The sequence below is a fragment of the Streptomyces sp. NPDC039609 genome, assembly GCF_055596705.1.
Window position 1 is genome coordinate 47,843 of the sequence record NZ_JBVIUJ010000002.1, and the last position, 22,412, is coordinate 70,254.

Annotated in this window: 23 protein-coding genes and 1 other RNA gene; 19 read left to right on the forward strand and 5 right to left on the reverse strand. The window is 70.7% G+C overall.

The window, feature by feature from the left end:
* Positions 1-575 (forward strand): LPXTG cell wall anchor domain-containing protein (locus tag ACZ561_RS05680; protein ID WP_470990175.1); only part of this gene is annotated, 575 nt, incomplete at its 5' end.
* Positions 576-677: 102 nt separating this feature from the next.
* Here ACZ561_RS05680 and ACZ561_RS05685 read toward each other — a convergent pair.
* The gene (locus ACZ561_RS05685) at positions 678-863 is read right to left on the reverse strand and encodes a hypothetical protein (protein WP_329119977.1); all 186 of its coding nucleotides are present in this window, start codon (positions 861-863) and stop codon (positions 678-680) included.
* A gap of 258 nt (positions 864-1,121) precedes the next feature.
* On the opposite strand from ACZ561_RS05685, the gene ftsE reads away from it, so the two are divergent.
* From ftsE to ssrA, 5 genes are all read left to right on the forward strand, one after another.
* On the forward strand, positions 1,122-1,811 hold the full coding sequence (ftsE, locus tag ACZ561_RS05690) for a cell division ATP-binding protein FtsE (RefSeq protein ID WP_260229593.1): 690 nt from the start codon (positions 1,122-1,124) through the stop codon (positions 1,809-1,811).
* Positions 1,812-1,832: 21 nt separating this feature from the next.
* Positions 1,833-2,750 carry a permease-like cell division protein FtsX gene (gene ftsX, locus ACZ561_RS05695; protein ID WP_470990177.1) on the forward strand — a complete coding sequence of 306 codons (918 nt, stop codon included), beginning with the start codon at positions 1,833-1,835 and terminating at the stop codon, positions 2,748-2,750.
* A 78-nt stretch (positions 2,751-2,828) separates the two neighbouring features.
* The gene (locus ACZ561_RS05700) at positions 2,829-4,019 is read left to right on the forward strand and encodes a S41 family peptidase (RefSeq protein WP_470990179.1); all 1,191 of its coding nucleotides are present in this window, start codon (positions 2,829-2,831) and stop codon (positions 4,017-4,019) included.
* A gap of 18 nt (positions 4,020-4,037) precedes the next feature.
* Entirely contained in the window at positions 4,038-4,577 is a 540-nt protein-coding gene (gene smpB, locus ACZ561_RS05705) for an SsrA-binding protein SmpB (protein ID WP_376445204.1), read from the forward strand.
* A gap of 106 nt (positions 4,578-4,683) precedes the next feature.
* Positions 4,684-5,076, forward strand: a transfer-messenger RNA (tmRNA) gene (gene ssrA / locus ACZ561_RS05710).
* Positions 5,077-5,105: 29 nt separating this feature from the next.
* On the opposite strand, the gene ACZ561_RS05715 is transcribed toward ssrA, so the two are convergent.
* Positions 5,106-6,461, reverse strand: coding sequence for an MFS transporter (locus tag ACZ561_RS05715; protein ID WP_470990181.1), 1,356 nt, complete (start codon positions 6,459-6,461; stop codon positions 5,106-5,108).
* On the opposite strand from ACZ561_RS05715, the gene ACZ561_RS05720 reads away from it, so the two are divergent.
* From ACZ561_RS05720 to ACZ561_RS05730, 3 genes are all read left to right on the forward strand, one after another.
* Positions 6,460-7,512, forward strand: coding sequence for a LysR family transcriptional regulator (locus ACZ561_RS05720; RefSeq protein WP_470990183.1), 1,053 nt, complete (start codon positions 6,460-6,462; stop codon positions 7,510-7,512). The genes ACZ561_RS05715 and ACZ561_RS05720 overlap by 2 nt on opposite strands.
* Before the next feature lie 197 nt (positions 7,513-7,709).
* Positions 7,710-9,077, forward strand: a complete 1,368-nt coding sequence (locus ACZ561_RS05725; protein ID WP_470990185.1) for a nitrate/nitrite transporter — start codon at positions 7,710-7,712, stop codon at positions 9,075-9,077.
* A gap of 75 nt (positions 9,078-9,152) precedes the next feature.
* Positions 9,153-10,289: a uroporphyrinogen-III synthase gene (locus ACZ561_RS05730; RefSeq protein ID WP_470990187.1), complete on the forward strand. Its 1,137-nt coding sequence runs from the start codon at positions 9,153-9,155 to the stop codon at positions 10,287-10,289.
* Positions 10,290-10,403: 114 nt separating this feature from the next.
* Here ACZ561_RS05730 and ACZ561_RS05735 read toward each other — a convergent pair whose 3' ends face one another.
* Positions 10,404-10,676 (reverse strand): anthrone oxygenase family protein, encoded by a 273-nt coding sequence (locus tag ACZ561_RS05735; RefSeq protein ID WP_470991289.1) that lies wholly within the window; start codon positions 10,674-10,676, stop codon positions 10,404-10,406.
* Positions 10,677-10,681: 5 nt separating this feature from the next.
* Between ACZ561_RS05735 and ACZ561_RS05740 the strand changes: the two genes are divergently transcribed.
* Together ACZ561_RS05740 and ACZ561_RS05745 are read left to right on the forward strand one after the other, a co-directional pair.
* A complete protein-coding gene (locus ACZ561_RS05740; RefSeq protein WP_470991358.1) occupies positions 10,682-10,960 on the forward strand; it encodes a hypothetical protein in 279 nt (92 codons plus the stop codon).
* Complete coding sequence (locus ACZ561_RS05745) at positions 10,915-11,466, forward strand: GNAT family N-acetyltransferase (RefSeq protein ID WP_470990189.1); 552 nt, start codon at positions 10,915-10,917, stop codon at positions 11,464-11,466. Before ACZ561_RS05740 ends, ACZ561_RS05745 begins: the two co-directional genes overlap by 46 nt.
* Positions 11,467-11,503: 37 nt before the next feature.
* Here ACZ561_RS05745 and ACZ561_RS05750 read toward each other — a convergent pair whose 3' ends face one another.
* Complete coding sequence (locus tag ACZ561_RS05750; RefSeq protein ID WP_470990191.1) at positions 11,504-12,187, reverse strand: hypothetical protein; 684 nt, start codon at positions 12,185-12,187, stop codon at positions 11,504-11,506.
* A 194-nt stretch (positions 12,188-12,381) separates the two neighbouring features.
* On the opposite strand from ACZ561_RS05750, the gene ACZ561_RS05755 reads away from it, so the two are divergent.
* From ACZ561_RS05755 to ACZ561_RS05780, 6 genes are all read left to right on the forward strand, one after another.
* The gene (locus ACZ561_RS05755; RefSeq protein ID WP_470990193.1) at positions 12,382-12,933 is read left to right on the forward strand and encodes a CGNR zinc finger domain-containing protein; all 552 of its coding nucleotides are present in this window, start codon (positions 12,382-12,384) and stop codon (positions 12,931-12,933) included.
* Between the two features lie 82 nt (positions 12,934-13,015).
* Positions 13,016-13,603 (forward strand): sigma-70 family RNA polymerase sigma factor, encoded by a 588-nt coding sequence (locus tag ACZ561_RS05760; RefSeq protein WP_361862862.1) that lies wholly within the window; start codon positions 13,016-13,018, stop codon positions 13,601-13,603.
* On the forward strand, positions 13,600-14,517 hold the full coding sequence (locus tag ACZ561_RS05765) for an anti-sigma factor family protein (RefSeq protein ID WP_470990195.1): 918 nt from the start codon (positions 13,600-13,602) through the stop codon (positions 14,515-14,517). Before ACZ561_RS05760 ends, ACZ561_RS05765 begins: the two co-directional genes overlap by 4 nt.
* A gap of 62 nt (positions 14,518-14,579) precedes the next feature.
* Positions 14,580-16,949: a HelD family protein gene (locus ACZ561_RS05770; RefSeq protein WP_470990197.1), complete on the forward strand. Its 2,370-nt coding sequence runs from the start codon at positions 14,580-14,582 to the stop codon at positions 16,947-16,949.
* Positions 16,950-17,315: 366 nt separating this feature from the next.
* On the forward strand, positions 17,316-18,752 hold the full coding sequence (locus ACZ561_RS05775; protein WP_470990199.1) for an NAD-dependent malic enzyme: 1,437 nt from the start codon (positions 17,316-17,318) through the stop codon (positions 18,750-18,752).
* A 379-nt stretch (positions 18,753-19,131) separates the two neighbouring features.
* Positions 19,132-19,413: an HU family DNA-binding protein gene (locus tag ACZ561_RS05780; protein ID WP_017237029.1), complete on the forward strand. Its 282-nt coding sequence runs from the start codon at positions 19,132-19,134 to the stop codon at positions 19,411-19,413.
* A gap of 194 nt (positions 19,414-19,607) precedes the next feature.
* On the opposite strand, the gene murA is transcribed toward ACZ561_RS05780, so the two are convergent.
* On the reverse strand, positions 19,608-20,948 hold the full coding sequence (gene murA, locus ACZ561_RS05785) for a UDP-N-acetylglucosamine 1-carboxyvinyltransferase (RefSeq protein ID WP_352187417.1): 1,341 nt from the start codon (positions 20,946-20,948) through the stop codon (positions 19,608-19,610).
* A gap of 266 nt (positions 20,949-21,214) precedes the next feature.
* Here murA and ACZ561_RS05790 point away from each other — a divergent pair, with 266 nt between their 5' ends.
* Both ACZ561_RS05790 and ACZ561_RS05795 read left to right on the forward strand, forming a co-directional pair.
* The gene (locus ACZ561_RS05790) at positions 21,215-21,775 is read left to right on the forward strand and encodes a YqgE/AlgH family protein (RefSeq protein ID WP_470990201.1); all 561 of its coding nucleotides are present in this window, start codon (positions 21,215-21,217) and stop codon (positions 21,773-21,775) included.
* A gap of 174 nt (positions 21,776-21,949) precedes the next feature.
* Positions 21,950-22,243 carry a DUF3039 domain-containing protein gene (locus tag ACZ561_RS05795; protein WP_329120009.1) on the forward strand — a complete coding sequence of 98 codons (294 nt, stop codon included), beginning with the start codon at positions 21,950-21,952 and terminating at the stop codon, positions 22,241-22,243.
* Positions 22,244-22,412 lie beyond the last annotated feature (169 nt).

Genomic DNA, 22,412 nt, shown 5'->3' on the forward strand with positions numbered 1-22,412 from the left:
GCGGTCAGGACGGTGGCAACCCGACGACCGGTGGCCAGGACGGTGGCAACCCGACGACCGGTGGCCAGGACGGTGGCAACCCGACGACCGGTGGCCAGGACGGTGGCAACCCGACGACCGGCGGTCAGGACGGTGGCAACCCGACGACCGGCGGTCAGGACGGTGGCAACCCGACGACCGGTGGCCAGGACGGTGGCAACCCGACGACCGGTGGCCAGGACGGTGGCAACCCGACGACCGGTGGCAACCAGACGACCGGTGGCAACACCGGCGGCAACCAGACCACCGGCGGCTCCACCGTGACCGGTGGTTCCACCGACGGCGGTTCCTCCACCAACGGTGGCGGCAACACCTGCACCGTGGACCTCGACGGTGCCGAGTGCGTCGAGAACAACCCCGACACCAACAACGCCGGCTCGCAGCCCGTCGAGCAGGGCAAGGCCAAGGAGGAGCTGGCCGAGACCGGCGCCGCCGAGACCTCGTTCCTGATCATCGGTGCGGCCACCATGATCGCCGGCGGCATCGGCTTCCGGATGCTGCCGCGTCTGGTCGGCGGTGGGCGCGCCGCCGTCTGAGCGGATCGCCGACGCAGTGAGGCCGTGAGGCCACAAGCATGACGAAGAGGGCCGGGGGGGTACCCCCGGCCCTCTCTCGTGTCCGGCTCGTATGCGGAAGTGCTACGCGGTCTGCAGCGCCGCGAGCAGCGCCACCATCGCCACCAGGGCGATCACCAGTGTCAGCAGCATCGCCGGAGTCAGGCCCGTCGACGGGTCCAGACGCTCCCGGTTCGCGCGGCAGACGGGGCAGCGGCCCTCTGCGACGGGGGCCGCGCAGTTGGCGCACACCAGTCGGTCGTAGGTCATGCGCTCTCCTCCTCCCGCACAGGGGTCCACGCGGGGTCCACACCCAGCACAACGCTCGGCGGTACCCGAGCGTTCCTCCTACCACTGTGCCAGCTCCACGGCGTTTCGGCGCGCCCCGTCGGATTGCACCCGGATCGCATCGCTTCCGTCCCGAAGGGCGAAAAGGATAAAGCACGCAAGCCGGGACCGCGACTGCGCAGGCCATCGCCGGTCGCGTAAGGTCGCGCACACCTATTCCCGGCCGACCGTGGTGCATCCGTGATCCGATTCGACAACGTCTCCAAGTCCTATCCGAAGCAGAACCGCCCCGCGCTCCGGGATGTGTCCCTGGAGATCGAGAAGGGGGAGTTCGTCTTCCTCGTCGGTTCCTCCGGCTCCGGAAAGTCGACTTTTCTCCGGCTGATCCTGCGCGAGGAGCGCTGCAGCCATGGCCAGGTGCACGTCCTCGGCAAGGACCTCGCCCGGCTGTCCAACTGGAAGGTGCCCCAGATGCGGCGCCAGCTCGGAACCGTCTTCCAGGACTTCCGGCTGCTGCCCAACAAGACCGTCGCCGAGAACGTCGCCTTCGCCCAGGAGGTCATCGGCAAGCCGCGCGGCGAGATCCGCAAGGCCGTGCCCCAGGTCCTCGACCTCGTCGGCCTCGGCGGCAAGGAGGACCGGATGCCCGGCGAGCTCTCCGGTGGTGAGCAGCAGCGCGTCGCCATCGCCCGGGCCTTCGTCAACCGGCCCATGCTGCTGATCGCCGACGAGCCCACGGGCAACCTCGACCCGCAGACCTCCGTCGGCATCATGAAGCTGCTCGACCGTATCAACAGGACAGGGACCACCGTCGTCATGGCGACCCACGACCAGAACATCGTCGACCAGATGCGCAAGCGCGTCATCGAGCTCGAAAAGGGCCGTCTCGTCCGCGACCAGGCGCGCGGCGTCTACGGATACCAGCACTGAGCAGGTAGGGGATAGATCACCATGCGCGCTCAGTTCGTGCTCTCCGAGATCGGCGTCGGTCTCCGGCGCAATCTCACGATGACCTTCGCCGTCATCGTCTCCGTGGCCCTCTCGCTCGCCCTTTTCGGCGGCGCGCTGCTCATGCGCGAGCAGGTCAGCACGATGAAGGACTACTGGTACGACAAGGTCAACGTCTCCATCTTCCTCTGCAACAAGAACGACGCGGCCACCTCTCCCAAGTGCGCCAAGGGTGCGGTGACCTCCCAGCAGAAGGAACAGATCGAGGCCGATCTGAACAAGATGGACATTGTGGAAAAGGTCATCCACGAGTCGACCGACGAGGCCTACAAGCACTACAAGGAGCAGTACAGCGACACCGCCATCGCCTCGGTCATCACGCCCGACCAGATGCAGGAGTCGTTCCGGGTCAAGCTGGACGACCCGGAGAAGTACAAGGTCGTCGCCACCGCCTTCGCCGGGCGGGACGGGGTGGAGTCCATCCAGGACCAGCGCGGCATCCTGCAGAACCTCTTCGACCTGATGAACGGCATGAACGTCGCCGCCCTCGGCGTCATGGGGCTGATGCTGATCATCGCGCTGATGCTGATCGTCAACACGGTGCGCGTCTCCGCGTTCAGCCGACGGCGTGAGACCGGCATCATGCGGCTGGTCGGCGCCTCCAGCTTCTACATCCAGATGCCGTTCATCATGGAGGCCGCCTTCGCCGGCCTCCTGGGCGGCGCGGTCGCCTGCATCATGCTGCTGGTCGGCCGGTACTTCCTGATCGACCACGGCATCGCGCTGGCCGAGAAGATGCAGCTCGTCAACTTCATCGGCTGGGACGCCGTCTTCTCGGTGCTGCCGCTCGTCCTCGTCATCGGTCTGCTGATGCCCTCCCTGGCCGCCTTCGTGGCGCTGCGCAAGTACCTCAAGGTGTGAGAAGCGCCCCTTGGGCACCCCGGGCGCCGTACGGTCAACCACCGTACGGCGCCTTTCGCTTGTCCTAGAGTGGGCGCCATGCCGGTGGGCCCCGGGTCCCGACCCGACCTCTGTCTCCGGCCCCGCGGAGTCCTCCGTGGGGCCGCTTTGACGTTGGTCTTCGCCGGGGTCCTCGCCACCGCCGCGGCCACCGGAGCCCTGCCCCGGCAGGAGACCGCCTCCGTGAAGCGCGAGCAGTCGGCGCCGCCGCGCGACACCGTCGACCGGGCCGCTCTCGCCCGCGCCGCCGCCGACGCCATGGCCGACGGCAAGTCGGGCAAGAAGGCCGCCGAGGAGTTCGTCAGCCGCAGTGGCGACCGCTGGGGCGCGGTGTACGACCGGGCGGAGTTCGAGGAGTTCGAGCAGGCCCTGGACGGCTCGTACACCGGTGTCGGCATCTCCGCGCGGAAGGCGGCGCCGGGTCGTATCGAGATCTCCCGCGTCCAGTCCGGCGGGCCCGCCGCCAACGCCGGGCTACGGGCCGGCGACCGCCTCGTCGCCGTCGACGGGCGCGACATCGGTGCCCTCTCCGTCTCCGAGGCCGTCGCCCTGCTGCGCGGCGCCGGCGTCTCGGGCTCCAAGGTCGCCCTCCGCGTCGAGCGCGGCGGCTCGGCCTGGACCGAGATCCTGCGCCGGGCCCGGCTGGCCACCGAGGACGTCACCGTGCGCCGCCTGGACGACGGTGCGGTGCTGATCAAGGTGGCCGCCTTCACCAAGGGCGCCGGCGAGCGGGTGCGGGACGCGGTACGGGACGCCCCCGCCGGCGCCGGAGTCCTCCTGGACCTGCGCGGCAACGCGGGCGGCCTGGTCGCCGAGGCCGCCGTCGCCGCCTCCGCCTTCCTCGACGGCGGTCTGGTCGCCACGTACGACGTCGACGGCGAGCAGCGCGCGCTGTACGCCCAGAGCGGCGGGGACACCGCCCGGCCCGTGGTGGCGCTGGTCGACGGCGGCACCATGAGCGCCGCCGAACTCCTCACCGGCGCCCTGCAGGACCGCGGCCGGGCGATCACCGTCGGCGCGCGCACCTTCGGCAAGGGCTCGGTGCAGATGCCGAGCACCCTGCCCGACGGCTCCGTCGCCGAGCTCACCGTCGGCCACTACCGCACCCCCGCCGGGCACGGAGTCGACGGTCGGGGCATCACCCCCGACCTGATCGTCGGCGATGCCACCGGCAAGCGGGCCGAGGAGCGGGCCAGAACGGTATTGAGTGGCCTCGGAGGGGGCTCGTAGTGCGAAAATGGCCGCACTATGGCAAAGGGACTCGTGAACGTGCAGGGCAAGCCTGCCAAGAAGAAGGACCCGGAGAAGGGTCCTGAGCGCAAGATCATCGCGCAGAACAAGAAGGCGCGCCACGACTACCACATCATCGACACCTACGAGTGCGGTGTGGTGCTCATGGGCACCGAGGTGAAGTCGCTCCGGATGGGCCGGGCGTCGCTGGTCGACGGCTTCGTGCAGATCGACGGGCACGAGGCATGGCTGCACAACATCCATGTGCCCGAGTACATGCAGGGCAGCTGGACCAACCACTCGGCGAAGCGGAAGCGCAAGCTGCTCCTGCACCGGGCCGAGATCGACAAGCTGGAGGCGAAGTCCCAGGAGACGGGTCACACGATCGTGCCCCTCGCCCTGTACTTCCTGAAGGGCCGCGTCAAGGTCGAGATCGCGCTCGCCAAGGGCAAGAAGGAGTACGACAAGCGGCAGACCCTGCGGGAGAAGCAGGACACGCGCGAGACGAACCGCGCGATCGCGGCGGCGAAGCGCCGCCAGCGGGCCGCGGGCGTCTAGGTTCCCCGCGGGCCGCCTCCCCTTAATACGCTGGCAACCGTGCGCGGTCGTCACGTACGATGGGGCCTGCACCTCACAGCGGGTGCGTGCTTTGAAAAATCAACATGGGGATGATCGGTTTCGACAGCGGATGTCGAAGCAGGGGAAGCGTGTCGAGGAAGCGGCAATGATCTCGTAAACCATATGTCGCAACCAATAATCGCCAACTCCAAGAGCGATAACTCCCGCTTCGCCCTCGCTGCCTAATTTTAGGTAACGAGTAGAAGCCTCTGTGAGGAGCGTCAGCCCGGGGATGGTCCCGACCCGGATCCTGGCGTCATTAAGGGATCTAAACCTCTAGCCCCGGTCACGGGGGCCTGAGGGAAATCAAACAGTGACTGAGCCCGTCGGAGACTTGTCCGCGTGATCTCCGGGGCTGAGAAACTCCTAGCGGACTGCACACGGAGAAGCCCTGATTCTGCACCGTTGGACGCGGGTTCGATTCCCGCCATCTCCACTCATCCCATGTGGGCACAGGCCCGGCAGTCGTCACGACGACCGCCGGGCCTCTGTCATTTCCCGGGCCGTCTTCCGGGTCGGCGCCGGCGCCGACCTCCGCGTCTCCCGGGCCTTCGGAGCCGTCGCCTGTACGAGGGCCAGAGCCGCCGCGGCCACCGGGACCAGGAAGGCGTACACCGTCGACGGGGCGTTCTCGGCCGTCCAGCCGCCGGTGGCCGCGCCGACCGCGATGCCGGCGAGGAGGGCGGTCACGGCGAGGGTCATGCCCTCGTTGAGCCGGCCCTGCGGGGTCAGGCGCTGGACCAGGGCCATGCCCGTGACCATCGTCGGCGCGGTCGCCATGCCGGCCACCAGCAGACCGGCCGCCAGGGCGAGCAGGGAGCCGGTCGAGGCGCCCAGGAACGGCAGCGTCATCAGGCAGGTCATCGCGACCAGGCAGGTGCGCAGCCGGACCGCGCGGCCCGTACGGCCGTGGACCAGACCGGCCACGCAGGAGCCCGCGGCCTGCAGGGCCAGGATCGGACCGGCGAGCGGGCCGTCCACGTGTGCCAGCGTCACGACCTCCATCGCGCCGAAGACCGCGCCCGTCGCCAGGAAGACGCCGAGCAGAGGTGCCGTGCCGGACACGCGCAGGAGAGAGCCGGGCGCGGTGGCGGAGCGGGGGGTGACCGGGGGTTCGGTGGAGCGCTGGGCCGCGAAGACCACGACGCCGGTGAGCAGCAGGACCGCGCCGGTCAGCGTGCCCGCCTCCGGGAACAGCGCCGCGCACAGGAACGCCGCCAGGACCGGGCCCAGCACGAAGCACAGCTCGTCGACGGCCTGCTCGAAGGCGTTGGCCGTGTGCAGCGCGGCAGGGTCGCCCCGGTACAGATGGGCCCAGCGGGCGCGGGACATGCCGCCGGTGTTGGGGCAGGTCGCCGTCGCGGCGTACGCGGCGAAGAGCGTCCAGACCGGCGCCCGGTGGTGCACGCACAGCAGCAGGGCCAGCGAGCCGAGCACGGCCAGCGCCGTGGCGGGGACGGCGACCCGGGCCTGCCCGTGCCGGTCGACGAGCCGCGCGGTCCAGGGCGCGAGCACGGCGGTGGCGGCCATGCCCGTCGCCGTGACGGCGCCGGCGAGCGCGTACGAGCCGTACGCACCGGCGATCATGATCACCGCGCTGACGCCGAACATGCCCATGGGCAGCCGGGCGATCAGATTGCCGAGGGTGAAGGCGCGGGCGCCGGGGGTGGCGAAGAGCCGCCGGTAGGGGTTGGTGGAGACGGTGGTGCGGGTGCGGGTGCGGGTGCGGGTGCGGGTGCGGGTGTGGGTGGGGGCGTGCGGTTCGCGGTAGCGGGGGGCGAACGCCGGGCCCGCCGGAGTGAGCGTGAGGTCGTGGTGCGGCATGGGCCAAGCCTCCGGGGAGCCCTGGGGCGCGGTCCAACACCTGATCCGTGGCCATTCACGCACCCATGTTGTTAAATGCCGGGTGGTCACTTCGTACGAGATCGAACCGCGGCTCCTGCGCGCCTTCACCGCAGTCGCCGACGAGCTGCACTTCACCCGTGCCGCCGCCCGCCTGTACGTCGCCCAGCAGGCCCTCAGCCGCGACATCCGGCGGCTGGAACGGGACCTGGGCACGGACCTGTTCGTCCGGACCACCCGTCAGGTGACGCTCACCCCGGACGGTGTGCGACTCCTGCCGTACGCCCGCAGGGTGCTGGCCGCCTGCGACGAACTCGCCGACGCCTTCAGGGCGGCCGCCAGGCCCCTGCTGGTCGACCTCAACAGCACCGGTCTCCCCGCCCAGGGCCGCGTCCTGGAGCGGGCCCGCGAACTCGCCCCGGAGCAGGAGCTCATGGCCCGCTACGAGAACGGGCTGGCCGGGGCCGCCGCCGAGATCCTCGCCGGGCGCCTCGACGTCTCCTTCGGACGGTACGGCGGGCTCGACGCGTCCACGCGCGGGCGGCTCGCCTCGCAGTTCGTCCGGTACGAGCCGATGGCGGTGGTGCTGCCCGACGACCACCCGCTCGCGGGGCTGGCGGCGGTGCCGCTGGCCGCGCTGGAGGGCGAGAGCGTCTACGCGGGCGCCGGGAACGACCGCACCCCGGAGTGGACCGACCTGGCCGCCCGGCTCTTCGCGGGGCGCGGCATCGCCGTCGCGCCGCCCGCGCCGATGGCGGTGGGGAAGGAGGAGTTCCAGCGGATCATGGCCAAACTCCGCACACCCGTCCTCGCGGTCGTCGACTTCCCGCCGATGCCGGGCTGCGTAATGCGGCCCCTCGTCGACCCCGTACCGCTCTCCCCGGTGAGCCTGGTGTGGCGCAAGGGGCTGCGTCACCCCGGCCTGGACGCGCTGCGCGCCGCCGCGGCCGAGATCGGCCGGCGGGAGGGCTGGCTGGACCGCCCCGCGGACTCCTGGATCCCGGACGGGGAGCCGGGGGTGCCGGGGTTCTGAGCCGGGGCCGTGGCGGCTCGGGGAGCCCCCTCGCGCCCCCGTACCCCCGTACTCACATCACCTGTGCGCGCCGGGTGAGAGCAAGGTTCCGTACCCGTCACTTTCCGCCACCGGCACGAAACGCGGCTTCCCTAGGGTCTGATCCAAGAGATCCAGGGCGTCTGGACGCTCGGGACCCGACACCGTGGAGGTACGTGATGGGCGGCCGATGGATCGAACGGTGGGAGCCGGAGGACGAGACCTTCTGGCGTGAACAAGGAGAGCGGATCGCCCGGCGAAATCTGGCCTTTTCCGTGCTCTCCGAGCACATCGGATTCTCCATCTGGAGCCTGTGGTCGGTGATGGTCCTCTTCATGGGACCGCAGTACGGCATCGACCCGGCGGGGAAGTTCTTCCTGATCGCGACGGCGACCTTCGTCGGCGCGCTCATCCGGATCCCGTACACCTTCGCCGTCGCTCGTTTCGGCGGTCGGAACTGGACCATCTTCAGCGCGCTGCTGCTCCTCCTGCCGACGGGCGTCGCCTACGCGGTGATGGAGCCGGGCACCTCGTACAACACCTTCCTCCTGGTGGCGGCGCTGACCGGCGTCGGCGGCGGCAACTTCGCCTCCTCCATGACCAACATCAACGCCTTCTTCCCGCTGCGGAAGAAGGGCTGGGCGCTCGGCCTCAACGCGGGCGGCGGCAACATCGGCGTCCCTGTCGTCCAGCTCGTCGGCCTGCTCGTCATCGGCACCGCCGGCGCCATGCACCCGCGGATCGTCCTCGGCGTCTACATCCCGCTCATCCTGATCGCGACGGTGTGCTCCGCGCTCTTCATGGACAACCTCGCACCGGTGAAGAACGACACCGGCGCCGTCAAGGAGGCCGTGGGGGCCAAGCACACCTGGATCATGGCGTTCCTCTACATCGGCACCTTCGGTTCCTTCATCGGCTACAGCTTCGCCTTCGGCCTGGTCCTCCAGACCCAGTTCGGCCGCACCCCGCTCCAGGCCGCCTCGCTCACCTTCATCGGCCCGCTGCTCGGCTCGCTGATCCGGCCCATCGGCGGCTCGCTCGCCGACAAGTACGGCGGCGCCCGCATCACCCTGTGGACCTTCGCGGCCATGGCGCTCGCGACGGCGGTCGTCGTCTACGCCTCCGTCATCGAGTCCCTCGCCGTCTTCCTCGTCGGCTTCATCGGACTCTTCGTCCTCAGCGGCCTCGGCAACGGCTCCACGTACAAGATGATCCCCGCGATCTTCCTCGCACAGGGCCACCGCAAGGGCCTGTCCGGCGAGGAGGCGGAGTCGTACGGCCGCAGGCTCTCCGGGGCCTCCATGGGGCTGATCGGCGCAGTCGGCGCGCTCGGCGGGCTCGGCATCAACCTCGCCTTCCGGCAGTCTTTCCAGACGGCCGGCACCGGCACCTCGGCCTTCGTCGCCTTCCTCGTCTTCTACGCGGCCTGCATGGTCGTGACCTGGGCGGTATACCTTCGCCGCCCGGCCGCCGTGCCGGACACGGCGGAGGGCGCGGCAGGTGCCTCGGGCCAGACGTCGCCGCAGCGCGGTTACGCCGAGGTGTGATCCGGAGTGGTCCGTAACGGCCAGGAAATACCGGCGAACCGAGTCTGTGACGAATCGCCGTCAGGCTCGGTCGGTATGTACGAGCAAGAGCAGGGTCCCCTCGCGGGGTTCACCGTCGGAGTCACGGCGGCACGGCGCGCGGACGAGCTGGGCGCGCTCCTTCGCCGCCGGGGCGCGGCCGTGGTCCACGGCCCGGCGCTGAGGATCGTGCCGCTCGCGGACGACACGGAACTGCTCGCCGCCACCAAGGAACTCATCGACCACGCCCCGGACGTCGTCGTCGCCACCACGGCGATCGGCTTCCGTGGCTGGGTCGAGGCGGCGGACGGCTGGGGCTACGGCGACGAACTCCTCGACTGCCTGCGGGGCGTCGAACTCCTCGCCCGCGGGCCCAAGGTCAAGGGAGCGGTACGGGCGGCGGGGCTCACGGAGTCGTGGTCGCCGTCGTCCGAGTCCATGGCCGAGGTGCTCGACCGGCTCCTCGCCGAGGGGGTGGCCGGGCGGAGGATCGCGCTCCAGCTGCACGGGGAGCCGCTGCCGGGGTTCGTGGAGGCGCTGGAGGCGGGCGGCGCCGAGGTCGTCGGCGTACCGGTGTACCGGTGGATGCCGCCGGAGGACATCGGCCCGCTGGACCGGCTTCTGGACGGGGTGCTGAGCGGGTCCCTGGACGCCGTCACCTTCACGAGCGCGCCGGCCGCCGCCTCGCTGCTGACGCGGGCGGAGGACCGGGGCGTGCTGCCGGAGTTCCTGGCGGCGCTGCGGAACGAGGTGCTCGTGGTGTGCGTGGGGCCGGTGACGGCGCTGCCGCTGCAGGCGCACGGCATCGAGACGCTCCAGCCGGAGCGCTTCCGGCTCGGACCGCTGGTGCAGCTGCTCTGCCAGGAACTCCCCGCCCGGGCCCGCACGCTTCCGGTGGCGGGCCGCCGCATCGAGATCCGGGGGCACGCGGTCCTCGTCGACGGCTGTCTGCGCCCGGTGCCGCCGGCCGGGATGGCGCTGCTCGACACGCTGGCCCGGCGACCCGGCTGGGTCGTCTCCCGCGCCGACCTGCTGCGCGCCCTGCCGGGAGCGGGTCGCGACGAGCACGCCGTGGAGACGGCGATGGCCCGGCTGCGGACGGCGCTCGGGACGCCGAAGCTCATCCAGACCGTGGTCAAGCGGGGGTACCGGCTTGCGCTCGACCCGGTGGCGGAGACCAAGTACGACGAGTAGGGGGTACGGGCTCTCGTCGGGGTGCGGGCTCGTGCCCGGCCTCCGACGGGGTGCGGGAGGCCCGGCCCCCGCCCCCCGACGGGGTGCGGGATGGTCGCCCGGCCCCCGACGCCGTCACCGCCCTCGGCGTACCGACAGCGCCCGCAGCAGGCAGGCGAAGCCCACTGCCGTCAGGACCGCGCGGACGACGTTCCAGGCCACCCAGGGGGTCTCGAAGTCCGCGCGGGCCCGTACCGGGTCCGTCGCCGCCGCGAGGGCGTCGTTGAGCGGGACGTTCACCGCCGAGGTGACCACGAAGACGGCCCCGTACAGGACCAGCGCCGTGAGCGCCCAGACCTTCGCCGGGGTGCCCCGCAGCTGCCATGCGGCGACCGCCGTCAGGATCAGCGCCCGTGAAGAAGACCGGGTTCTGGATCACGTCGTTGATGTTCCGCATCACCTCGGCGAAGACCCGGTCGTCGCTGCGTGCCAGCGCCGGCATCACCGAGCACACGTACGCGAACCACACTCCGGCGATCAGTCCCGTCGCCACCGTCGCCGCGCCCAGCACCGCGCCGGCCGCCGTCCCACCCCTGTTGTCCGTCATGGCCCGAGTCAAGCGGCCGGGGGGCGGGCGGAACCATGGATGTGCGTCCACGTTCCATACGCGGGCGTCTACGGTGGCGGGGTGATCCCCATCCGCCTCGCCACGCCCGCCGACGCCCCCGCTCTCGCCGCCGCGTTGCTGCGGAACCGGGAGCACATGCGCCCCTGGGAGCCGCACCGGGCGGAGGCGTACTACACCGCCGAGGGCCAGGGGGTGCGGCTCGCGGACGGTGGGCGGCGGTGGTTCGCGGTCGACGGCGCGGAGATCGTCGCGTCGGCCACGCTCTCCGGGATCGCCCTCGGGCCCTTCCGCAGCGCTTCGCTCGGCTACTGGGTCGACGCCGACCACACCGGGCGTGGCCTGGCCACCCGGCTCGTCGAGGAGGTCTGCCGGGCCGCCCGCGAGGAACTCGGCCTGCACCGGATCGAGGCCGGCACCGTCCTCGCCAACCACGCCTCCCAACGCGTCCTCGCCAAGAGCGGGTTCGAGCACATCGGCACCGCGCCCCGCTACCTCCACATCGACGGAGCCTGGCGCGACCACCACCTCTACCAGCGGATCCTCCACGACGATCCGCCGCCCGGGAGCTGAGAGCGAGGCCGGATCCGTCTGCGGGACGCCGCTCCGGTCAACCGCATTCGCTCACCGGGCACAGCTCGGCCTCACCGAATCCGGGCAGCAGCCCGATCTCCTTCCTCAGTTCCTCGCGCCGTGCGTCGGGCAGTTCGTCGGAGAAGCGGACCTCCAGGTAGTCGCCCGCGTCCGACTGCGATCCGGTCACCAGGGTCGCTCCGAACGGCTCGAGCCGCGCCTCGATGTCTCCGAGGCCTTGCAGCGCCCCGGATTCGACGACGGCACGGAACGTGTGCGGCTCCGCCAGGGCGGGACCGATCGTGAAGTGCCAGAGGTAGACGCCGGCGACCGTGAGCATCGCGGTCGTCACCAGGGCGCCGACGCCGCAGGTCACCTTCGCGACGACCGGTCGTCTGCGCGGGTCCGCGAGCACGGCCAGGAGGAGGAGCAGCGCCGACGGCCAGAACCAGAACATCCCGAGGAGGGCGCCCAGCGCCCCCCAGACGAGGAGCAGCAGTCCGACCGTCACGCAGGCGCCCCGGAAGGCCACGCGGCTGTACGCGAGGGAGAGCGGGAACGCCGTGGACGCCCCGGTCAGGACGAACAGCACGGCGAAAGGCGTGTCCAGCCCCCACACCAGGACCGGAGCGGCGGCGACGACCGCGCAGACCGCGAGTGCCCGCTGTGCCCGGTGGGTGCCTTCGTAGGTGTCCCGTCCGATCTCCGTACCCGCCCCCATGACCGCCCCCATCGCGTTATTTGAACGTGTTCATTTGAACGCGTTCAAGTTAGCAGGTGCGGGCGCGCGCCGCGACACCCGTCGAGGACGAACACCGACGTGCCCCCTAGCGGGGTCCGCCCGGGGTGGGCACTCTGGTCGCAGCGCCCCGCCGGTTCCCGCCGGCTCCACGACCGCGAGGTGGTGACAGGGTCATGACCGTACGGTTCGACTCCGGGCGGATCTGTCTGGATCTGGCCGCCCAGGAACTCGACCGCGCCGACGCGCTCGACGAGTTCCTGCGCACCACCGAACTCGTCCCGGCCGCCACCCCGCTGAGCGCGCTCGACGCCCATTGGGTCGTACGCTTTCGCGAACTGCGTGACTGTGTACGCGAACTGGTGGGCGCCCAGCTCGACGGGCGGCGCGACGATCCCGCACTGGACCGGCTCAACGAGTTCGCCGCCGCCTCCGCCCCGCCCGCGCCCCGCGCCGTCCGTACGGAAGCCGGTGGGCTCGTACGGGCGTTGAGCGACGAACCCGACTGCCGCGCCCTGCTCGCCGCCGTCGCCCGGGACGCCGTCGATCTGCTCACCGACCCGGCCGCCCGCGCCCTGCTCCGACGGTGCGAAGGCGACAACTGCCGCCGCTGCTACCTCGATACTTCGCGAGGACGCCGTCGGCGCTGGTGCTCCAGTGAGACCTGCGGTAACCGCGAGCGAGTTGCCCGGCATCGGGCAGCCCGAAGGGGAATCGTGGCCGTGTGAAAAAATCTTGAGCGACGTTGAGTCGAACCCACTCCGGCTCCGTACCTCTCGACGACAACAGGGTCTCGACCGGGAGGTTCAGGTGCGCAAGGATGCGGCCGTGGCCGATGACCGTCCGCATCGGGCCCGGCATCGCAGTGAGGTCCCACGCTTTCGACCCGACGTCCCTGACGAGGAGTTGATGCGTGCTCTCTACCGCGAACATGCCGGACCCCTGCTCGCCTATGTACTACGCCTCGTCGCCGGCGATCGCCAGCGTGCCGAGGACGTCGTGCAGGAGACGCTCATCCGTGCCTGGAAGAACGCCGGCCAGCTCAACAGGGCTACCGGCTCCGTCAGACCTTGGCTGGTGACGGTTGCCCGGCGCATCGTCATCGACGGCCACCGCAGCCGGCAGGCCCGGCCTCAGGAGGTCGATCCGTCACCGCTCGAGGTCCTGCCCGCGGAGGACGAGATCGACAAGGCGCTGTGGCTGATGACGCTCTCTGATGCGCTCGAAGATTTGACGCCCGCCCACCGGGAAGTGTTGGTCGAGACCTACTTCAAGGGGCGTACGGTCAACGAGGCGGCCGAGACCCTCGGCATACCCGCCGGGACCGTGCGTTCCCGGGTGTTCTACGCACTCCGTTCGATGAAGCTCGCGCTGGAGGAGAGGGGGGTATCGGCATGACACCGCCGCACGACGCCGCGGGTGCGTACGTACTCGGCATCCTGGACGACGTCGACGCCGCCGCCTTCGAGGCGCACCTGGTGGACTGCGACCTCTGCGCCGCGCACGTGGAGGAGTTCGCCGGCATGGAGCCCATGCTGGCCATGCTGGCCGACGGCGACACCGCCCCCGCCGCCACGGACCCGTACACCGGCCGCCCGTACGCCGCCCCCGACCCGTACGCCGGCCCGGTCGGTTCCATGGGGCCCGTGGGCCGCGCGACCGATCCGTACGCCGACGCGGCCTTCGACGACTTCGCGCCCCGGCCGCCGGCCCCTCCCGGTCCACGGCGCATTCCCTCCGCCGCCGTCTCCCTCGACGCCACGCCCGGGCCGCAGCTCCTCGGCCGGCTCATGGACGAGGTGGGCGCCAAGCGGGCCCGCTCCCGCCGCCGCGCCTTCTACCTCGTCGCGGCCGCCGCGATCCTCGTCGTCGGCGGCCCCGCCGTCGCCGTGGTCGCCACCTCCGAGGGAGGCAAGGAGAACCGGGCGATCGAACCCCACCCCACCAGCCCCGCCGAGGATGCCTTCTTCAACCACATGGAGGAGAAGATCCAGGCCACCGACCCGACGACCAGGATCAGCGCCACCGTCGGCATGGAGAAGAAGGGCTGGGGCACCCACACCGTCCTCGAACTCAAGAACGTCAAGGGCCCGCTCAAGTGCCGGCTCGTCGCCGTCTCCAAGAGCGGCGACGAGGAGGTCGTCACCTCCTGGGCCGTGCCGAAATGGGGATACGGCATCCCCGGCGCCACCCAGGAGAGCGCCAAGAACCCGCTGTACGTGCACGGCGGGGCGGCCATGGACCGCAACGACATCGACCACTTCGAGGTCCGGACCTTCGACGGCGAACGCCTCGTGGAGGTAGAGGCCTGACATTTTGGCCCCCTGTGGCGTACGCTCGACGGCTGCCCAGTGCACGTCAGAAGGGGGCCTTAGTGGCCGCGCAGGAAGCCGTGGACACGGTCCGGGACCGTGAGATCGGTGTCGAGCAGGAACATCTGGATCAGGTCTACCGCCGCCTCGAGGAGAAGATCCGCGAGGCGGAGTTCCTGATGAACGACGCCGCCAAGCGCGGTCAGGTCGGCACGCCCGGCGCGCTCGCCGAGCGCGACGCCCAGGTGTTCCGGGCCGGTATCCACCTCAACCGGCTCAACAACGAGTTCGAGGACTTCCTCTTCGGCCGGATCGACCTGCTCTACGGCAAGGACGGCAAGAAGGGCCCCGACGGCGCGTACACCTCCGTCGAGCCCGCCGAGGACGCCGTACGCGCCGACAACACCGCCGACATCGGCGAGACCCTCCACATCGGCCGGATCGGCGTCCTCGACTCCGACTACGCGCCGCTCGTCATCGACTGGCGCGCACCCGCCGCCGCACCCTTCTACCGCTCCACCCCGGTCGACCCCGGCCGCGTGGTGCGGCGCCGCGTCATCCGCTCCAAGGGCCGCAAGGTCCTCGGCGTCGAGGACGACCTGATGCGCCCCGAGCTGAAGGCGACCCTGGAGGGGCGCGAGCTGCCCGTCATCGGCGACGGCGCCCTGATGGCCGCGCTCGGCCAGGCCCGCAGCCACACCATGCGCGACATCGTCTCCTCCATCCAGGCCGAGCAGGACCTGGTCATCCGCGCGCCCGCAGCCTCCGTCACCTACGTCGAGGGCGGCCCGGGCACCGGGAAGACGGCGGTGGCCCTGCACCGGGCGGCCTATCTGCTCTACCAGGACCGGCGACGGTACGCGGGCGGCATCCTGATCGTCTCCCCGACCCCGCTGCTCGTCTCGTACACCGAGGGCGTGCTGCCCTCGCTGGGCGAGGAGGGCCAGGTCGCGATCCGCGCGCTCGGCTCGCTGGTGGACGGCGTCGAGGCCACCACGTACGACGAACCGGCCGTCGCCCGGATCAAGGGCTCCTCCCGCATGCTCGCCGTCCTGCGCAAGGCGGCCCGCGGCGCCCTGGAGACCCCGGCACCGAGGTCCGCCCCCGGCGACCAGCTCTCCTTCGGAGAGGAGGACGACGCGCCGGCCCCCGCCGGCACACCCACGCGCCTGCGGGTCGTCGCCTTCGGCCGCCGTCTCGAGCTGGAGGCCGACGACCTCCAGCGCATCCGGCACAACGTCCTGGGCGGCTCCGCGCCCGTCAACCTGCTGCGCCCCCGCGCCCGCAAACTGCTGCTCGACGCGCTGTACGCCAAGTCCGGCGCCGCCGGCCGGCACAGCGACCCCGAACTCGCCGCCGAGCTGCGCTCCTCCTTCGACGAGGACGTCTCCACCGAGGACTCCTTCCTCCACTTCCTCGACGCCTGGTGGCCCGAGATCACCCCCCGCCAGGTCCTCGACGCGATGGCCGACGAGAAGCGCCTCGGCCGCTGGGCCCGGCGCATCCTCAACCCGGGCGAGGTCCGCCGCCTCGCCCGCTCGCTGCGCCGCGACGGGCTGTCCGTGCACGACGTGGCGCTCCTCGACGAGCTGAACACCCTCCTCGGCGCCCCGGCCCGGCCCCGCAAGAAGCGGGAGTACGACCCGCTGGACCAGCTGACGGGGCTGGAGGAGCTGATGCCCGTACGGGAGGAGACGCAGTGGGAGCGGGCCGAACGGCTCGCCGCCGAGCGCGTCGAGTACGCCCACGTCATCGTCGACGAGGCCCAGGACCTCACGCCCATGCAGTGGCGGATGGTCGGACGGCGCGGCCGGCACGCGACCTGGACCGTCGTCGGCGACCCGGCGCAGTCGTCCTGGTCGACCCCGGACGAGGCCGCCGAGGCCCGCGACGAGGCGCTCGGCAGCCGCCCGCGCCGCCGCTTCGAGCTGACCGTGAACTACCGCAACCCCGCCGAGATCGCCGAGCTTGCCGCCAAGGTGCTCGCCCTCGCCATGCCCGGCAGCACCTCGCCGCGCGCGGTGCGCTCCACGGGCGTGGAACCGCGCTTCGTGGCCCTGGGGGAGCCTGCGGCGGGAGAGAAGGCGGGGACGGAGCGGTTGGCCGAAATCGTACGGAGCGAGGCGCGCCGTCTGCTCGAACGGGTGGACGGCACGGTCGGTGTCGTGGTCGCCATGAACCGGCGCGAGCAGGCCGCCCGCTGGCTGGCCGACCTCGGCGACCGGGTCGTGGCGCTGGGCTCGCTGGAGGCCAAGGGGCTCGAGTACGACGCCACGGTGGTGGTCTCGCCCGCGGAGATCGCGGACGAGTCCCCGGCCGGTCTGCGAGTGCTGTACGTGGCGCTGACGCGCGCGACGCAGCAGCTCACCGTGGTCTCGGGCGCCCGGGACGTGCCGGACGCGGAGGGCGTCCCCGACCTGCTCAGGGACTGATTTCCGGTCAACATGCGTCGCAGGAATCACTTACCAGAGTGGTTTGTTAGCCTGTCTATGGCACCGGCTCGATCCAAGCCCCCGGGCCCAACCTTCGTCCCTCAGAGGGACCTCTTGCCGCGAGGCGAGCATGGCGGGTCGGTGCCACTTAGTGCATAGCTACGAAGTTGAGGTCCCTGTCACCCCTGGTGACAGGGACCTCTTCTGTTTCTCCAGAGCTTCTCGTATGGTGGAAACTACTTTCCGAAAACAAAATGACCGCATTACCTGCTACCGGCTGGTAGGTGCGACGATCGGAGGGCGCCGCCGGGCAACCAGCCAAGGCGGCGTAGCAACGAAGCTCAGGGAAAGCAGAGGAACTCGGCCATGGCAACGGCGCCCAGCGTCTCGTACTCGATGACGGTCAGGCTGGAGGTTCCCGCCAGCGGAACCGCGGTCTCCCAGCTCACCACGGCGGTGGAGTCCCACGGCGGTTCCGTCACCGGCCTCGACGTGACCGCCTCCGGCCACGAGAAGCTGCGGATCGACGTGACCATCGCGGCCACCTCGACCGCGCACGCCGACGAGATCGTCGAGCAGCTGCGCACCATCGAGGGTGTCGTCCTCGGCAAGGTCTCCGACCGTACGTTCCTGATGCACCTCGGCGGCAAGATCGAGATGGCGTCCAAGCACCCCATCCGCAACCGTGACGACCTCTCCATGATCTACACCCCCGGCGTGGCCCGGGTCTGCATGGCGATCGCCGAGAACCCCGAGGACGCCCGCCGCCTCACCATCAAGCGCAACTCCGTCGCAGTCGTGACGGACGGCTCCGCCGTCCTCGGCCTCGGCAACATCGGCCCCAAGGCCGCCCTGCCCGTCATGGAGGGCAAGGCGGCCCTCTTCAAGCGCTTCGCCGGCATCGACGCCTGGCCCCTCTGCCTGGACACCCAGGACACCGACGCCATCGTCGAGATCGTCAAGGCGATCGCCCCCGGCTTCGCGGGCATCAACCTCGAGGACATCTCCGCCCCCCGCTGCTTCGAGATCGAGGCCCGCCTGCGCGAGGCCCTCGACATCCCCGTCTTCCACGACGACCAGCACGGCACCGCCATCGTCGTCCTCGCCGCCCTCACCAACGCATTGCGCGTGGTGGGCAAGGGAATCGGCGACGTACGGGTCGTCATGTCCGGCGCGGGCGCGGCCGGTACGGCCATCCTCAAGCTGCTCATCGCGGCGGGCGTCAAGCACGCCGTCGTCGCCGACATCCACGGTGTCGTGCACGCCGGCCGCGAGGACCTCCTCGAGGCCGAGAAGGACTCGCCGCTGCGCTGGATCGCCGACAACACCAACCCCGAGGGCGTCACCGGCACCCTCAAGCAGGCCGTCGTCGGCGCGGACGTGTTCATCGGCGTCTCGGCCCCGAACCTGCTCGGCGCGGACGACGTCGCCGCGATGGCGGACGGCGCGATCGTGTTCGCGCTCGCGAACCCGGACCCCGAGGTCGACCCGGCAATCGCCCGTCAGACCGCGGCCGTTGTGGCCACCGGCCGCTCGGACTTCCCGAACCAGATCAACAACGTGCTGGTCTTCCCGGGCGTCTTCCGCGGTCTGCTGGACGCTCAGTCCCGCACGGTCAACACGGAGATGATGCTGGCGGCCGCCTCGGCCCTCGCCGACGTCGTCACCGAGGACGAGCTGAACCCGAACTACATCATCCCGTCGGTCTTCAACGACAAGGTCGCCGGCGCCGTCGCGGGCGCCGTCCGCACCGCCGCGAAGGCGGCGGGCGCGGGTGCCGACAACGGGACGAACGGGCTCTGAGAGAGTTCGTCCATGACGTACGGCGGGCCGGAACGGGGCTGTGAAAGGCCCCGGGCCCGCCGTCGGAACGGCGCGTCGCCGGGCGCCGCGCCGTAGATCCGCCGTAGGGTGGCGCTTCGGCTCCAAAGAGTTTCGGCGGAGTCGACGGAACGTCACCACGCCAGAGCCCGTGGCGCTTTTCGTGTGACCCCAGAGGGTGCCGGATTGGCGTTCCCGCCGCTGGTGGGGGCAGGATGCCTATTCGGGCGCGAGGGTCTGTCACCAGACCCGGGTCCGGGGACTGTCCGAGGGCCCTGGCAGCATCGGCTTCGCTGTGCCCATACATGCGGCTCCGCCGCGTGGCACGCCTCACAGGCAAGAAGAACACGGGAGTAACAACATGAACCGCAGTGAGCTGGTGGCCGCCCTGGCCGACCGCGCCGAGGTGACCCGCAAGGACGCCGACGCCGTGCTGGCCGCTCTCGCCGAGACCGTCGGCGAGGTCGTCGCCAAGGGCGACGAGAAGGTCACCATCCCCGGCTTCCTGACCTTCGAGCGCACCCACCGTGCCGCTCGCACCGCTCGTAACCCGCAGACCGGCGACCCGATCAACATCCCGGCCGGCTACAGCGTGAAGGTCTCCGCGGGCTCCAAGCTCAAGGAAGCCGCCAAGGGCAAGTAAGCCTGTAGGCACACCGCCGAAGGCGCCCACGGGGGCCTGTAGGCGAACGAAAGGGCGGCCACCCTGTCAGGGGGTGGCCGCCCTTTCGTCTGCCCGCAAGAGGGCCCCTCGGGCCTCAGACGGCTGCCTGAGGCCCGAGGGGCCCGTGTGGGTGCCCGAGGCTGTCGTGCCCCGTGCGGTCGCCTTGTGGCGCCCTACACGAGCGCGCTGCCCGGGAGCTCGACCTTCGCGCCCAGCTCGACGAGCTTCTCCATGAAGTTCTCGTAGCCGCGGTTGATCAGGTCGATGCCGTGGACGCGGGACGTGCCCTGCGCCGCCAGCGCTGCGATCAGGTAGGAGAAGCCGCCCCGGAGGTCCGGGATGACCAGGTCGGCGCCCTGGAGCTTCGTGGGGCCGGACACGACCGCCGAGTGGAGGAAGTTCCGCTGACCGAAGCGGCAGTCCGAACCGCCCAGGCACTCGCGGTACAGCTGGATGTGGGCACCCATCTGGTTCAGCGCGGAGGTGAAACCGAGCCGCGACTCGTACACCGTCTCGTGGACGATGGAGAGGCCCGCCGCCTGCGTCAGGGCCACCACCAGCGGCTGCTGCCAGTCGGTCTGGAAACCGGGGTGCACGTCCGTCTCCAGGGCGATCGCGTTGAGCGAGCCGCCCGGGTGCCAGAAGCGGATGCCCTCGTCGTCGATCTCGAAGGCGCCACCCACCTTCCGGTAGGTGTTGAGGAACGTCATCATCGAGCGCTGCTGGGCGCCGCGGACGTAGATGTTGCCCTCGGTCGCCAGCGCCGCCGACGCCCAGGACGCCGCCTCCAGGCGGTCCGGGAGCGCGCGGTGCGTGTAACCGTCGAGCTTGTCGACACCGGTGATGCGGATGGTGCGGTCGGTGTCCATGGAGATGATCGCGCCCATTTTCTGCAGGACGCAGATCAGGTCCTCGATCTCCGGCTCCACGGCGGCGTTGGAGAGCTCGGTGACGCCCTCCGCCAGCACGGCCGTGAGCAGCACCTGCTCGGTCGAGCCGACCGAGGGGTACGGCAGCCGGATCTTGGTGCCGCGCAGTCGCTGCGGGGCCTCCAGGTACTGACCGTCCGCCCGCTTCTCGATCGTCGCGCCGAACTGACGCAGCACGTCGAAGTGGAAGTCGATCGGCCGGCCACCGATGTCGCAGCCGCCCAGACCCGGGATGAAGGCGTGGCCGAGGCGGTGCAGCAGCGGCCCGCAGAAGAGGATCGGAATGCGCGACGAACCGGCGTGGGCATCGATGTCGGCCACGTTGGCGGATTCGACGTGCGTCGGGTCGAGAACCAGCTCGCCCGGCTCCTCACCGGGACGGACCGTCACTCCGTGCAGCTGCAGCAGCCCGCGGACCACACGGACGTCACGGATGTCGGGCACGTTGCGCAGTCGGCTCGGCCCGCTGCCGAGGAGAGCGGCGACCATCGCCTTGGGCACGAGGTTCTTCGCGCCGCGGACACGGATCTCGCCCTCCAGCGGGGTTCCGCCGTGGACAAGCAGTACATCGTCTGTGCCGGTCATGAATCTCGCGTTCCGGTGGGGGTCGGGCAGGGGGCCAGGGAAAAGGGTAAGGGGCGGGGGCACCCCCCTAGGAAGCCTTGGGGGGCCTGTCAGATGTAATGAATTCGGCACAACACTCTCTGTTCACCCAAACTTGCGGAGCGTCACGGTCCGTTTGTGTCCGGAGAGCGCCACGCGGATCCGCCCTGAACTGCGTAGGCGTCCCGCGTGTGTCCACTCCATCGGACGACCTTCCTAATCGCCGAAGATGCGGGATCATGTGTCGCATGACCGAGGTGTCCTCGCTCACAGGACGGCTGCTCGTCGCCACCCCCGCCCTGGCCGACCCCAATTTCGACCGCGCGGTGGTGCTGCTCCTCGACCACGACGACGAGGGCTCGCTCGGCGTGGTTCTCAACCGGCCGACGCCCGTGACGGTCGGTGACATCCTCGCGCCCTGGGCCGACCTCACCGGCGAGCCGGGCGTGGTCTTCCAGGGCGGCCCGGTCTCCCTGGACGCGGCGCTCGGCGTCGCGGTGATCCCCGGCGACGAGGGCCCGCTGGGCTGGCGCCGGGTGTTCGGAGCGATCGGCCTGGTCGACCTGGAGACCCCGCCCGAACTCCTCGGCCCGGCGCTGGGTTCCCTCCGGATCTTCGCCGGCTACGCGGGCTGGGGCCCGGGCCAACTGGAGTCGGAGCTCGGCGAGGGCGCGTGGTACGTGGTCGAATCCGAACCGGGCGACGTGTCCTCCCCCCGCCCGGAGACCCTGTGGCGAGAGGTCCTGCGCCGCCAGCGGAGCGACCTCGCGATGGTGGCCACGTACCCGGACGATCCCTCGCTCAACTGACGCGACGCCCTTCGAGCGCACGTGCGTGGAAGTTGTGGCGGTGCGGGCCCGTCAGCGGCCCCTGCCTCCTCGATCCCGAGGGTGGCTGGACGCGTACGGAGTGTCACGCTCGTTGACGCCCCTCATGCAAGCCCTGTCGCCGCAACGGCGGGCGGTTGATTACCCTTGGCTCCCATGAGCACTCTCGAGCCCGAGCGCGGGGCAGGTACGGGAACCCTCGTGGAGCCGACGCCGCAGGTGTCCCACGGTGACGGCGACCACGAGCGCTATGCCCACTACGTCCAGAAGGACAAGATCATGGCGAGTGCCCTCGACGGCACTCCCGTGGTGGCACTGTGCGGCAAGGTCTGGGTACCGGGGCGCGACCCCAAGAAGTACCCGGTCTGCCCGATGTGCAAGGAGATCTACGAGTCCATGGGTCCCGGTGGGGACAAGGGCAAGGACGGCAAGGGCGGCGACAAGAAGTAGCCCGCTCTCTCGCCGCGGGGACGGCCCCTGGTGCGCGTACTTCGGTACGCGCACCAGGGGCCGTCTCGCGTTGCAGAGGGTGCTTCCACCGGTCACAGAGTGGTTGAGACCACTTGTCGGGGCGTTGGTCCGGCCCTAACCTCTCGCGTGTTGTGCAGCACGAAACGCC

Coding starts and splice junctions, on each gene's coding strand:
- ACZ561_RS05685 (WP_329119977.1), bottom strand. CDS start 863: ATGACCTACGACCGACTGGTGTGCGCCAACTGCGCGGCCCCCGTCGCA.
- ftsX (WP_470990177.1), top strand. CDS start 1,833: ATGCGCGCTCAGTTCGTGCTCTCCGAGATCGGCGTCGGTCTCCGGCGC.
- ACZ561_RS05700 (WP_470990179.1), top strand. CDS start 2,829: ATGCCGGTGGGCCCCGGGTCCCGACCCGACCTCTGTCTCCGGCCCCGC.
- smpB (WP_376445204.1), top strand. CDS start 4,038: ATGGCAAAGGGACTCGTGAACGTGCAGGGCAAGCCTGCCAAGAAGAAG.
- ACZ561_RS05720 (WP_470990183.1), top strand. CDS start 6,460: ATGGGCCAAGCCTCCGGGGAGCCCTGGGGCGCGGTCCAACACCTGATC.
- ACZ561_RS05715 (WP_470990181.1), bottom strand. CDS start 6,461: ATGCCGCACCACGACCTCACGCTCACTCCGGCGGGCCCGGCGTTCGCC.
- ACZ561_RS05725 (WP_470990185.1), top strand. CDS start 7,710: ATGGGCGGCCGATGGATCGAACGGTGGGAGCCGGAGGACGAGACCTTC.
- ACZ561_RS05730 (WP_470990187.1), top strand. CDS start 9,153: ATGTACGAGCAAGAGCAGGGTCCCCTCGCGGGGTTCACCGTCGGAGTC.
- ACZ561_RS05745 (WP_470990189.1), top strand. CDS start 10,915: ATGTGCGTCCACGTTCCATACGCGGGCGTCTACGGTGGCGGGGTGATC.
- ACZ561_RS05750 (WP_470990191.1), bottom strand. CDS start 12,187: ATGGGGGCGGGTACGGAGATCGGACGGGACACCTACGAAGGCACCCAC.
- ACZ561_RS05755 (WP_470990193.1), top strand. CDS start 12,382: ATGACCGTACGGTTCGACTCCGGGCGGATCTGTCTGGATCTGGCCGCC.
- ACZ561_RS05765 (WP_470990195.1), top strand. CDS start 13,600: ATGACACCGCCGCACGACGCCGCGGGTGCGTACGTACTCGGCATCCTG.
- ACZ561_RS05775 (WP_470990199.1), top strand. CDS start 17,316: ATGGCAACGGCGCCCAGCGTCTCGTACTCGATGACGGTCAGGCTGGAG.
- ACZ561_RS05780 (WP_017237029.1), top strand. CDS start 19,132: ATGAACCGCAGTGAGCTGGTGGCCGCCCTGGCCGACCGCGCCGAGGTG.
- murA (WP_352187417.1), bottom strand. CDS start 20,948: ATGACCGGCACAGACGATGTACTGCTTGTCCACGGCGGAACCCCGCTG.
- ACZ561_RS05790 (WP_470990201.1), top strand. CDS start 21,215: ATGACCGAGGTGTCCTCGCTCACAGGACGGCTGCTCGTCGCCACCCCC.
- ACZ561_RS05795 (WP_329120009.1), top strand. CDS start 21,950: ATGAGCACTCTCGAGCCCGAGCGCGGGGCAGGTACGGGAACCCTCGTG.